Below are 11,482 nucleotides of genomic sequence, written 5' to 3' on the forward strand. Positions count from 1 at the left end.
CAAGTGGTGGTGGTGCCGAGGAGCTAAACTCATAACGGATATACATCCATTCATCCCACTGACCACCGCTCCCTCGAACCGGACTTGATCGTCGACGGTGGCCTTCTTGCAGAGGAGGGCAGGTCATGGACGAGGCAAGGCTTCACGAATTCATGGGCAAGCTGGTGAGTGACATGGGCGCTGCGGCGACCCTGGCCAATGTGATCCTCGGCGATGAACTCGGGCTCTACCGGGCCATGGCCGACAGCCAGCCGACCAGCCCCGAGGCACTGGCGGCAAAGACCGGCTGCCACCCGCGGCTGGTGCGCGAATGGCTAAACGCCCAGGCGGCCTCCGGCTACATGGTGCATGACAAGGGCATGTTCGTTCTGCCTGAGGAGCAGGCCATGGCCCTGGCCCTGGAAGATTCGCCGGTGTACATGGCTGGCGGCGCGGCGGTCATCGCGGCACTGTTCCATGACAAGGACAAGCTGGTGGCGGCCATGCGTGGCGACGGCGGGTTAGCCTGGGGTGACCACCACCCGTGCATGTTCAGTGGCACCGAACGTTTCTTCAGGCCCGGTTATCGCACATTTCTTGTGGCGGACTGGCTGCCAGCGCTTGAAGGCGTGGTGGCCAAGCTGCAGGCCGGGGCCAAGGTGGCGGATGTCGGTTGTGGCCATGGCGCTTCGACCCTGGTCCTGGCGCAGGCGTTTCCAGCGTCCAGCTTCACGGGCTATGACTACCACGCACCCTCCATTGCCACGGCCAGCGAGCGTGCGCGCGAGGCCGGGCTGGCGCAGCGTGTGAGCTTCCAGCAGGCATCGGCCAAGGACTATCCGGGGCACGACCACGACCTGGTGTGCTTCTTCGATTGCCTGCATGACATGGGCGACCCTGTGGGCGCGGCGAAGCATGCCTACCGGGCGTTGAAGGCGGATGGCACGGTGATGCTGGTGGAGCCCTACGCCGAAGACTCGCTGGAGGGTAACCTGACGCCGGTCGGGCGGTTGTTCTATGCGGCGTCGACCTTCATCTGCACGCCTAACTCGCTGTCGCAGGAAGTGGGGCTGGGGTTGGGCGCGCAGGCTGGGGAGGCGCGGTTGCGGGCGGTGTTCGAGGAGGCGGGGTTCACAAGGTTCCGGCGAGCCACGCAGACACCGTTCAACCTCATTCTGGAGGCCAGGAAGTAGGTGTAATCCTGTGTCGGCCTCTTCGCGGGACAAGCCCGCTCCTACACGAAACCTGTTGGAGCGGGCTTGTCCCGCGAAGAGGCCGGGCCTGCAAAATGCAGAAGGGGCGCCTGATTGACGCCCCTTCTGGTTCATAGCTTAAACTTCAGCGTCCCACGGACGATCGCCATTTTCATCTTTCACGCGGGTCGGCAGGCCCATCACGTCCAGCGCCTTGAGGAACGGCTCGGCTGGCAGCTCCTCGACGTTGACCATGCGTTTGGCATCCCACTCGCCACGGGCGACCAGCAGGGCCGCAGCCACTGGCGGTACACCGGCGGTGTAGGAAATGCCCTGGCTGTCGGTCTCGGCGTAGGCTTCTTCGTGGTCGGCCACGTTGTAGATGAACACTTCACGCGGCTGGCCGTTCTTGGTGCCCTTGACCAGGTCACCGATGCAGGTCTTGCCGGTGTAGCCCGGGGCCAGCGAGGCCGGGTCAGGCAGCACGGCCTTGACCACCTTCAGCGGCACCACTTCCAGGCCTTCGGCGGTCTTCACCGGTTGCTCGGAGAGCAGGCCCAGGTTCTTCAGTACGGTGAACACATTGATGTAGTGCTCGCCGAAGCTCATCCAGAACCGCACGTTCGGCACATTGAGGTTCTTCGAGATCGAGTGAACTTCGTCGTGGCCGGTCAGGTACAGGTTCTGTGAGCCTACCACCGGCAGGTCGTCGGTACGCTTGACTTCGAACATGGTGTTACTGGTCCACTGGCTGTTCTGCCAGCTCCATACTTGCCCGGTAAACTCGCGGAAGTTGATTTCCGGGTCGAAGTTGGTGGCAAAGTACTTGCCGTGCGAACCGGCATTGACGTCGAGAATGTCGATCGAATCAATGCTGTCGAAGTATTGCTGCTGCGCAAGTTTCGCGTAGCTGTTCACCACACCCGGGTCGAAACCGACGCCGAGAATGGCGGTAATGTTCTTTTGTTGGCACTCTTCGAGGTGTTTCCACTCGTAGTTGCCGTACCACGGCGGGGTCTCGCAGATCTTGCCCGGCTCTTCGTGGATGGCGGTGTCCAGGTAGGCGACACCGGTATCGATGCAGGCACGCAGCACCGACATGTTGAGGAAGGCGGAACCGACGTTGATCACTATCTGCGATTCGGTCTCGCGGATCAGTGCCTTGGTCGCCTCGACATCGAGGGCGTTGAGCGAGAAGGCCTGGATGTCGGCGGGTACCTTGAGGCTACCCTTGGCCTTGACGCTGTCGATGATGGCCTGGCATTTGGAGATGTTCCGTGACGCGATAGCGATACGACCCAGTTCGTCGTTATGCTGCGCGCACTTGTGGGCCACCACCTTGGCGACACCTCCTGCACCAATGATAAGAACGTTCTTCTTCAATTTACCTTTTGCTCCTTACTCGGAAAGCCGGTCTTACGACAGGCTGGAAACGTAGTCTTCGAAGCCGAAATCGCGAACCACCTCGACGCTGCCGTCGAGCTGCTTGACCACGATCGATGGCATCTTCAGACCGTTGAACCAGTTTTTCTTGACCATGGTGTAGCCTGCGGTGTCGATGAACGACAGGCGGTCGCCAATGGCCAGCGGACGCTCGAATTGGTACTCGCCGAAGATGTCACCGGCCAGGCACGACTTGCCGCAGACCATGTAGGTGTGCTCGCCGTCATTGGGGGCCATCTTGGCGTTGAGGCGGTAGATCAGCAGGTCGAGCAGGTGCGCTTCGATCGAGCTGTCGACCACGGCCAGGTTTTTGCCGTTGTACAGGGTGTCGAGCACGGTCACTTCCAGCGAGGCGCTGTTGGTGATGGCGGCTTCGCCCGGCTCCAGGTAGACCTGCACGCCGTACTTCTCGGAGAAGGCTTTCAGGCGCGCGCAGAAGGCGTCCAGCGCATAGCCTTCGCCGGTGAAGTGGATGCCGCCACCGAGGCTGACCCACTCGACCTTGTGCAGCAGGTGGCCGAAGCGCTCTTCGATGTGCGACAGCATCTTGTCGAACAGGCCGAAGTCACCGTTCTCGCAGTTGTTGTGGAACATGAAGCCGGAGATCTGTTCGATCACCTGTTCGATCTTCGCCGGGTCCCACTCGCCGAGGCGGCTGAACGGGCGGGCCGGGTCGGCCAGCAGGTAGTCGGAGCTGCTCACCTGCGGGTTGACGCGCAGGCCGCGGACCTTGCCTTCGGACTGTTCGGCGAAGCGCTGCAGCTGGCCGATCGAGTTGAAGATGATCTTGTCGCAGTTCTCGAGCATTTCCTCGATCTCGTCATCGGCCCAGGCCACGCTGTAGGCGTGGGTTTCGCCAGCGAACTTCTGGCGGCCGAGCTTGAGCTCGAACAGCGAGGACGAGGTGGTGCCATCCATGTACTGCTGCATCAGGTCGAATACCGACCAGGTGGCGAAGCACTTGAGGGCGAGCAGCGCCTTTGCACCGGAGTTTTCACGCACGTAGGCGATCTTCTCCATGTTGCTAAGGAGCTTGGTTTTGTCGATGAGGTAGTACGGCGTCTTGATCATTTAAAGGCCCCCGGCCAGGCCGGCCAAAAAAAAGACCCGCATTGTGCCTTCACTTGCCGCAGATCGAAAGGGCGGATGGTGTATTTCGTCTGCGTGGGGCCAGTAATACAGAGGGAAATGAACATTCTGATGACAGGCTGACCAATGCCGGGTCGAACGCCTGCCAGCCATAATGCAATTCACCCTTGTACTCAATCGACCTGTTCCAACCACGCCCGAATCTGCTCCAGGGTCGCAGTAGCCCCACCACACACAACAACCAGCACGTTCTGGTAGCTGGCTAGCGCATCCGCATCATAAGCCACTGCCAACGCCGCCCCGCACGCCGGCTCCACCAGTACCCGATGGTCCAGCAGGAACCGCTCGCAAGCCTCCAGCGCTGCCCGGTCACTGACCAGGTGGCTGTGCACGGGATGCTGTCGGGTACAGGCCAGTGCCTGTTCGGCGACGCGTTTTGCGCCGAGCGAACTGGCCACCGAAGCGATACGTGGGAGCTCCACCGTGTGCCCGGCCTGCATGGCCACCTGCAGCGAAGCGGCTCCAGTGGTTTCCACCGCCAGCACCGGCACATCGCCCCAGCCATGGCGCTGCAAGCCTTCGACCACACCGCTGAGCAGGCCGCCGCCGCCCACCGACAGCACCACCGCATCCGGCTTGAGCCCGGTCGCCGCCACTTCGTCGACCAGGCTGGCATGCCCGGCCCACAGCAGCGGGTCGTCGAAAGGGTGGATGAAAGCATCGCCTTCGCCGACAAGGGTCAACGCCAGCTCGTTGGCCTCTTGCCACGAGCTGCCATGCACCACCACCTTGGCGTCTTCCAGGCGCAGCAGCTGCCTGGCCCGCTCGGTGGTGGTCTCAGGTACCACCACGGTCACCGGCACCCCCAGCTTGCGCCCGGCATAGGCCACGGCCAGCCCGGCATTGCCGCCCGACGAGGAGACGAAATGGCGCGCGCCACGGGCGTGGTGCACCTCGCAGGCATGGCCAACCCCGCGCAGCTTGAACGAGCCGCAGGGCTGCAGGGCGTCGAGCTTGAGCCAGACCGAGCGGCCTGCGGCCAGCGACAGCGGGCGGGATTCGATCAACGGTGTCTCGATGTGCAGGGTCATGGGTTGGCTCCTCGCAATTGTTCCAGGTAGTTGTAAATGGTGTAGCGGGTCACACCCAGCGCCGCAGCCGCTTTCTCCACCCCGCCCTTGACGATGAACAGGCCACGTTCCTGCATGACGCGCACGGCCTCGACCTTGGCCTGTTTGTTCATTCGGCCCTGGCCGGTGCGCTGCAGCGAGTCTTCGATGATCTCACTCATCAGGATGGCCATGTCGGCGGGCTCGCCGGCCTCGGCGGGGGATGCGCCCAGTGGCTGCAGCTGCTGGAGGAAATGCATGGCGGCGTCGAGGCCGGTAATGTCGGTGTTGACGCAGAGGCTGGCGAACGGGTGGCCGTTGCTGTCGCGGAAGATCGCTGTGGCGCTGCGCAGGGTGCGGCCCTTGAGGGTGGTGGGGTAGTCGGGCAGTACCACGGGGGCAGCGCCTTGCTGATCGGCGCTGGCCTGCATCAGGGCCTTGAAGCCCTGGTCCTGCTCGGGGGCGGCGAGGATCGGGCTGCCGACCATGCGGCCGGAGAGGTGGCCGTTGACGATTGCCACCACGGAGTGTTCCGGGTGGTCGAGGTCGTGCAGGAGGATTTCCATGTTGCGCGCGGCAACGCTGCCCAAGGCCTGGAGGGCGGCCTTGAGGACGGTGAGGGTGAGCTGGCGTTCTTCGGCTGGGGACATGGGACATCACGAAATTCAACTTATTGTGTATTTTTACACATTAAGTTGAATTACGCGATGTGCCTTTCCAGGCCCATTCGCGGGACAAGCCCGCTCCTACAGGTACAGCACAGGTCGTGGGCCAGTGCTGTACCTGTAGGAGCGGGCTTGTCCCGCGAATGGGCCGCAAAACGGCCCCTTTATGCCTTAACTCAGGGCTGGCGTCCGCGGCGGAATCATCCGGCGCGAGCCGGTCGCCTCGAAGGCCGCAGCAAAGCTCAGCAACGCATTGTCGCTATAGGCCTTGCCGGCAAAGGTCAGCCCCACCGGCATGCCGATATCGGCCATCACGCCCATCGGCACGGTCACGGTCGGCACGCCCAGGTGGCGGATGGCCAGGTTGCCGTTGGCCACCCAGATGCCGTTGCTCCAGGCGATGTCGGCCGAGGCCGGGTTGACGTCGGCATCGGCCGGGCCTACATCGGCCACGGTCGGGAAAAGCACGGCGTCCAGGCCTTGCGCGTCCATCCAGTCTTCGAGGTCCATCTTGCGGGTCTTTTCCAGCCCGCGCAGGCCATCGGGCAGGGTCTCGATCTGGTCCCAGGTCTTAAGGCCGCGCTTGGCCATTTTGACGTATTCATCCATGCCGGCGGCCAGGTCGTCCTCACGGTTGGGCAGGGTGCCCGGGTCGTGCGGGAAGATCTGCGGGCCATCGACATCGGCCAGGCGGTTGAGCTTGGGGTCATCGTTGGCGCGCAGGAAGTCGTCGAAGGCCCAGCCCGACAGTTCCCACAGTTCGTCATGGAGGAATTCCTTGCTGACAATGCCACGGTTGTAGACGGTCGGCGCGCCAGGGCGGTCGCCTTCGCAGTTGGATACCAGCGGGAAGTCGACTTCCAGCACTTCGGCGCCGGCCGCTTCCAGGGCCTTGCGAGCCTGTTGCCAGAGGGCAATGACGCTGTCGCGGGTGAAGATGCGCTGGCCGGTCGGGCCGCCAATGCCTGGCTTCTCGGAAGTGCCGGCTTCGGCGTCGGCATTGATGTACATGCGCGGTACGCCAAAACGCTTGCCCTTGAGCGCGCTGGCGTCGACGGCCAGGTCCAGGTAGGACGCCGGGCGCACCGAGGAGGCGGCCGGGATCGGTACCCAAGGCTGCAGGCGCCACAGGTCGCCGCGCTTGTCGGCATCGTCGGCAACCACCACGTCGAGGATTTCCAGCAGGTCGGCCATGGTCCGGGCATAAGGCACTACCACGTCCATGGTCGGGGTCAGCGGCCAGTTACCACGTACCGAGATCACACCGCGCGAGGGGGTGTAGGCGCACAGGCCGTTGTTCGAGGCCGGGCCGCGGCCACTCGACCAGGTTTCCTCGGCCAGGCCAAAAGCGCTGAAGCTGGCGGCGGTGGCGGTACCGGCGCCGTTCGACGAGCCAGAGGCGAACGGTGCGGTCAGGTACTTCGCGTTGTACGGGCTTTCGGCGCGGCCGTAGACGCCACGCTGCATGCCGCCATTGGCCATCGGCGGCATGTTGGTCTTGCCCAGGCACACGGCACCGGCGGCGCGCAGACGCTCGATGGTGAAAGCGTCGCGCTGGGCGACCAGGTCCTTGAACGCCGGGCTGCCGGAGGCGGCAGTCAGGCCCTTGACCAGGTAGCTGTCCTTGGCAGTGTAGGGAATGCCGTCCAGCGGGCTCAGGGCCTGGCCCTTGGCGCGGCGGGCGTCGGAGGCCTCGGCTTCCTTGAGCGCTTCAGGGTTGCGTACGACCACGGCGTTCAGGGCGGTGGCGGTGTCGGCGCCATCGTAGGCGTCGATGCGCGCCAGGTAGGCCTTGACCAGCTCGACCGCCGTCGTGCGGCCCGTTTCGAGTGCGTCGCGCAGCTCGGCAATGGAAACCTCGGTTACCTCGATCATGCTTTCACCAAAATTTGTGCAGGTTGGGGCTAGTGCGAGGAGTGTACAAGAAGGGATCAGGGCTGGGAGGTTTGCGCGGGAGAAATGGTTTTTTGCAACGGGGCATTGTCGGGGCCGCGCAGCGGCCCCGTTGCCCTCAATCCAGGTCGGCCGCCGAGTGCCGTTCGGGCACCTGGCTGGCTTCATCGCCCCAGGTGCGATTGACCCGGGTGCCACGCTGTACGGCCGGGCGCTGGGCAATGGCCTCGGCCCAGCGCTGCACATGCGGGTACTCGGCCACCGACAGGAATTCGGCCGCACCATACAGGTTGCCGCGCACCAGCTGCCCGTACCACGGCCATACGGCGATATCGGCGATGCTGTATTCGTCGCCACCGAGATAGCGGCTGACCGCCAGGCGGCGCTCCAGGACGTCGAGCTGGCGCTTGGCTTCCATGGTGAAGCGGTTGATGGCGTACTCGAACTTCTCCGGCGCATACACATAGAAGTGGCCGAAGCCGCCGCCCAGGTAGGGCGCGGCGCCCATCTGCCAGAACAGCCAGTTGAGGGTCTCGGTGCGTGCGGCCGGGGTGTTCGGCAGCAAGGCGCCGAATTTTTCCGCCAGGTGCAGCAGGATCGAACCGGACTCGAACACCCGCACCGGCGGCTCGACGCTGCGGTCGAGCAGGGCGGGGATCTTCGAGTTGGGGTTGACCTCGACGAAGCCGCTGGAGAACTGGTCGCCGTCACCGATGCGGATCAGCCAGGCGTCGTATTCGGCGCCGCTGTGGCCCAGGGCAAGCAGTTCTTCGAGGAGGATGGTGACTTTGACGCCGTTGGGGGTGGCCAAGGAATACAGCTGCAGCGGGTGCTTGCCGACCGGCAGGTCCTTGTCATGGGTTGGCCCGGCGATCGGCCGGTTGATGCTGGCGAACTGGCCGCCGGAGGCCGCGTCGTTGCGCCAGACCTTGGGCGGTACGTAAGGGTGCTTGCTCATGCAGGGTTCTCCTGGGAAGGCGCGAAGGCAGTCAGTCAAAGACGTTGACCTGCATCTATGCCACGGGTTCGGAGAAAAGCGCAAATGCATCGGGCGCGAGCGTGGGCTGCATGGAGGGCGCATTCGCGGGGCATGCCCGCGAATGCGCTGGGTCAGGCCACGGGAATGGTCGGGTCCGCCGCCGCCAGGGCAGCCGCACGGTCCGCCGTCGGCGGATAGATCCAGATCGAATTGATCTGCGATTTCAGCAGCTTGGCCTCGGCCTTGTCGGTCGGTGGTGACACGGTGCGCTCCCAGCCCTCGGTATACACCGCGCCCCAGGCGCCAAGGTCGAGGCAGGTCACGTACTTGGGCTGGCTGTAGGTCATCGGTGCCACGCCGATCAGCTCGGCCGCTGCGTTGTTGCCGGCATAGCGCTCCAGCGCAATGGCATGCTGGCACGACATCACCGCGAAGTTGCCCTGGTTGTCGCAGGCGGCATAGGCCACGTCCCCGGCCGCGTAGACCGCGGCATTGCCGATGACCTTGAGATTGCCATCGACATGCAGGCGGCCTAGGCGGTCGCGCTCGCCGCTGATTTGTTCGGTCAGCGGGTTGGCCTTGAAGCCCACGGTCCAGATGACCGTGGCGGTGTCGATGCGCTGGCCGTTGTCCAGCAGCACCCCGTCGCGGTCCACCGAGGCGACAGTGGCGCCGCAGATCCACTCGATGCCTAGTGCCGCGGAGGCCTGTTCGATGGCCGGACGGATGCCATCGCCTAGCGCGGCGCCGATCTTCGCCCCACGGTCGATCACAACCACCCGCAGCCTGGTGTCCTCGCCGAAAATGGCGCGCAGGCGCGTCGGCAGTTCCGTGGCGGTCTCGATACCGGTGAAACCGCCGCCGGCCACTACCACGGTGTTGCGTGCGGGGCTCTCGGGCAGGTCGGCCAGGGACTTGAGGTGGGTTTCGAGACGCGTGGCGCTGTCGATCTTGTCGACATCGAAGACGTGTTCGATACCCACCATGTCCGGGCGATTGAGCACGCTGCCGCAGGCCATGATCAGGCGGTCGTAGGGCAGGCTGCATTCGGTGCCGGATGACGTGCGATAGCGTACGCGCTGCTCGGCTTCATCGACATGGAAGGCCGTGCCGTGGACGAAGCGCACGTTCACCGCATCGAACAGCTCCTGCAGCGGCGCGGCCATGGTATGCACTTCAGGTTCGTAGAAGCGCGGGCGTACATGCAGTTCGGCCTGGGGGGCGAGCAGTGTCACCTGGACATCCTTGCGGCCGTGCAGGTCGAGTTGGCGGATGGCGCTCAGGGCGCTCCACAGGCCCGCGAAGCCGGCGCCAATGATCAGGATGTTTTTCATCGTTATGCTCCTGGGGTGTCCATGAGGAAAGACCGGTGGACAAGGTAGACCGTCAGTGCGGTCAACGATGTTACGAGCGGCCAGCTGCCGCACCCTAGGCCAGAGAACCCTGAATTTCGGCCAAGGGTACCGTGCGGGCAAAGCGCGCCCGATAGTCGCGAGGGGTGACTGCCAGATGGCGCTGGAAGGCCAGGCGCATGCGCTCTTCGCTGCCGAAGCCGCACTGGCGGGCAACTTGCTCGATGTGGCCGTCACTGTTCTCCAGCCGCCGCCGCGCCGCTTCGAGGCGGAACACCTCGATGGCCTTGGCCGGGGTGCGGCCGGTTTTCTGCTTGTACACCCGGGTGAAGTTGCGCAGGCTCATGTGCGCCTGTTCGGCCAGGCGTTCGACGCTGAGCCGTGGGTCGTGCAGATGCTGGTTGAGCCATAGGTGCAGCGCCTCGAACGCCCCCGTGTCCTGGCCCTGGGACTTGAGCAGTTCGCTGAACTGGGCCTGGCCACCGGGGCGTTTGAGAAACACCACCAGCTCGCGCGCCACCTGCATCGCGACGTCGCGACCGCAGTCCAATTCGACCAGGGCCAGCGCCATGTCGATACCCGCGCTCACGCCGGCAGAGGTCCAGACGCTGCCCTGCTGGACGAAGATCGACTCATGGTCCACCTCCACGGCCGGGAAGTCGCGGCGCAATACCTCGCACATGGCCCAGTGGGTGGCGGCGCGTCGGCCATCGAGCAAGCCAGCGCTGGCCAGCAGAAATGTACCGCTGCAGACCGAAGCGGTGCGCCTGGCGTGGTAGCTGGCACGGCGAAGCCAGGTGATCAGCGCGCCGTGATCGGGGAGGCTGCGGATGATGTCGGGGGCGCCGGGCACGATCAGCGTGTCGACGGTTTGCCTCATGACATCGTCCAGCCGCTCGCTGGCTACTACCAGGCCTTCGGCCGTTTGCTGCAGGCCACCTTCAAGGCTGGCGGTGTGCAGCCGGTAGCCTGGCAGGCCGCGCTCGGTCATGGCCTTGGTCGCGGCCCAGAACACGGTCTGCGCGCCGCTGAGGTCGAGCAAGCCCATCTGCGGATAGGCGACGAAGACCAGGACCCTTGGGTGGCCGACGGGGAGCAGTGGTGGGTCAAGTTGCTGGTTGGGCTCGGTCATTGTATCGGGCGTCGCCTGGTGGTGATGGCGTCCTCGGATTCAGAATGTCGGCGGGGTGATCACCCAGATGATCACGGCATCCACCTCGCCAGGGTTGCCATAGCGGTGCGGCTCCTGGCTGGAGAAGCTGAAGCTGTCGCCTTCGCCCAGCAAGAAGTGACGCTCGCCGACCCACACCTCGAAACTGCCCGAGAGCACATAACCCGCTTCGTCGCCTTCATGGCTGTAGCTCTGCTGGCTGTAGGTGCCCGGCGGAAAGCGCGAGTGCAGCATCTCAAGCTGGCGGTTGGGCTGCGGGGTGAGCAGCTGGTCGACGATGCCGTCCTCGTAATGCACGCTCAGCCGGCTGTTGCGCCGCACCACATAACCCTGGTCTTCGGGGGCGGTGCTGGCTTCGCTGGCGAAGAACCACTGGATGGTTACGCCCAGGCTGCGGGCGATGTTGAACAGCGCCGGGATCGATGGGTACGACAGGTTGCGTTCCAGCTGGCTGATGTAGCCAGCGGTCAGCTCGCTGTGCGCCGCCAGCTCCGCCAGGGTCATGCCGCGGCGCTTGCGCAGGCCGCGGATGCGGCCACCGAGGAACTGCGGCGCGCTGCCGCCGTCTTCGGCGGCGGGCGGGAACTGGGGTTGCTGGCTCATGCGCTT

General features: G+C 64.5%; 10 protein-coding genes. 1 reads left to right on the top strand and 9 read right to left on the bottom strand.

What is annotated here, in order from left to right; all coding sequences use genetic code 11:
- The first annotated feature begins 125 nt into the window (after positions 1-125).
- The gene (locus ACOKS3_RS12655; RefSeq protein WP_422763130.1) at positions 126-1,172 is read left to right on the top strand and encodes a class I SAM-dependent methyltransferase; all 1,047 of its coding nucleotides are present in this window, start codon (positions 126-128) and stop codon (positions 1,170-1,172) included.
- A 138-nt stretch (positions 1,173-1,310) separates the two neighbouring features.
- Here ACOKS3_RS12655 and ACOKS3_RS12660 read toward each other — a convergent pair whose 3' ends face one another.
- From ACOKS3_RS12660 to ACOKS3_RS12700, 9 genes are all read right to left on the bottom strand, one after another.
- Positions 1,311-2,555, bottom strand: a complete 1,245-nt coding sequence (locus ACOKS3_RS12660) for a saccharopine dehydrogenase family protein (protein ID WP_103447032.1) — start codon at positions 2,553-2,555, stop codon at positions 1,311-1,313.
- 33 nt (positions 2,556-2,588) lie between these two features.
- On the bottom strand, positions 2,589-3,686 hold the full coding sequence (locus tag ACOKS3_RS12665; RefSeq protein ID WP_422763131.1) for a carboxynorspermidine decarboxylase: 1,098 nt from the start codon (positions 3,684-3,686) through the stop codon (positions 2,589-2,591).
- A 191-nt stretch (positions 3,687-3,877) separates the two neighbouring features.
- Positions 3,878-4,795, bottom strand: a complete 918-nt coding sequence (locus ACOKS3_RS12670) for a pyridoxal-phosphate dependent enzyme (RefSeq protein ID WP_103447034.1) — start codon at positions 4,793-4,795, stop codon at positions 3,878-3,880.
- The gene (locus ACOKS3_RS12675; protein WP_103447035.1) at positions 4,792-5,463 is read right to left on the bottom strand and encodes a helix-turn-helix transcriptional regulator; all 672 of its coding nucleotides are present in this window, start codon (positions 5,461-5,463) and stop codon (positions 4,792-4,794) included. Before ACOKS3_RS12675 ends, ACOKS3_RS12670 begins: the two co-directional genes overlap by 4 nt.
- A gap of 186 nt (positions 5,464-5,649) precedes the next feature.
- Complete coding sequence (locus tag ACOKS3_RS12680; protein ID WP_103447036.1) at positions 5,650-7,353, bottom strand: amidase; 1,704 nt, start codon at positions 7,351-7,353, stop codon at positions 5,650-5,652.
- 136 nt (positions 7,354-7,489) lie between these two features.
- Positions 7,490-8,329, bottom strand: a complete 840-nt coding sequence (gene yghU, locus ACOKS3_RS12685) for a glutathione-dependent disulfide-bond oxidoreductase (RefSeq protein WP_103447037.1) — start codon at positions 8,327-8,329, stop codon at positions 7,490-7,492.
- Between the two features lie 152 nt (positions 8,330-8,481).
- Positions 8,482-9,684, bottom strand: a complete 1,203-nt coding sequence (locus ACOKS3_RS12690; protein ID WP_422763132.1) for an NAD(P)/FAD-dependent oxidoreductase — start codon at positions 9,682-9,684, stop codon at positions 8,482-8,484.
- A gap of 94 nt (positions 9,685-9,778) precedes the next feature.
- Positions 9,779-10,834, bottom strand: coding sequence for a GlxA family transcriptional regulator (locus tag ACOKS3_RS12695; protein WP_103447039.1), 1,056 nt, complete (start codon positions 10,832-10,834; stop codon positions 9,779-9,781).
- A gap of 39 nt (positions 10,835-10,873) precedes the next feature.
- A complete protein-coding gene (locus ACOKS3_RS12700; protein WP_103447040.1) occupies positions 10,874-11,476 on the bottom strand; it encodes a helix-turn-helix domain-containing protein in 603 nt (200 codons plus the stop codon).
- Positions 11,477-11,482: the final 6 nt, after the last annotated feature.

Source organism: Pseudomonas sp. HS6-2 (assembly GCF_049325675.2).
GTDB lineage: Bacteria > Pseudomonadota > Gammaproteobacteria > Pseudomonadales > Pseudomonadaceae > Aquipseudomonas > Aquipseudomonas putida_N.

Bases quoted from the DNA above. Each gene is read 5' to 3' on its own strand.
- ACOKS3_RS12700 (WP_103447040.1), bottom strand. From the start codon at position 11,476: ATGAGCCAGCAACCCCAGTTCCCGCCCGCCGCCGAAGACGGCGGCAGC.
- ACOKS3_RS12680 (WP_103447036.1), bottom strand. From the start codon at position 7,353: ATGATCGAGGTAACCGAGGTTTCCATTGCCGAGCTGCGCGACGCACTC.
- ACOKS3_RS12675 (WP_103447035.1), bottom strand. From the start codon at position 5,463: ATGTCCCCAGCCGAAGAACGCCAGCTCACCCTCACCGTCCTCAAGGCC.
- yghU (WP_103447037.1), bottom strand. From the start codon at position 8,329: ATGAGCAAGCACCCTTACGTACCGCCCAAGGTCTGGCGCAACGACGCG.
- ACOKS3_RS12695 (WP_103447039.1), bottom strand. From the start codon at position 10,834: ATGACCGAGCCCAACCAGCAACTTGACCCACCACTGCTCCCCGTCGGC.
- ACOKS3_RS12670 (WP_103447034.1), bottom strand. From the start codon at position 4,795: ATGACCCTGCACATCGAGACACCGTTGATCGAATCCCGCCCGCTGTCG.
- ACOKS3_RS12690 (WP_422763132.1), bottom strand. From the start codon at position 9,684: ATGAAAAACATCCTGATCATTGGCGCCGGCTTCGCGGGCCTGTGGAGC.
- ACOKS3_RS12655 (WP_422763130.1), top strand. From the start codon at position 126: ATGGACGAGGCAAGGCTTCACGAATTCATGGGCAAGCTGGTGAGTGAC.
- ACOKS3_RS12665 (WP_422763131.1), bottom strand. From the start codon at position 3,686: ATGATCAAGACGCCGTACTACCTCATCGACAAAACCAAGCTCCTTAGC.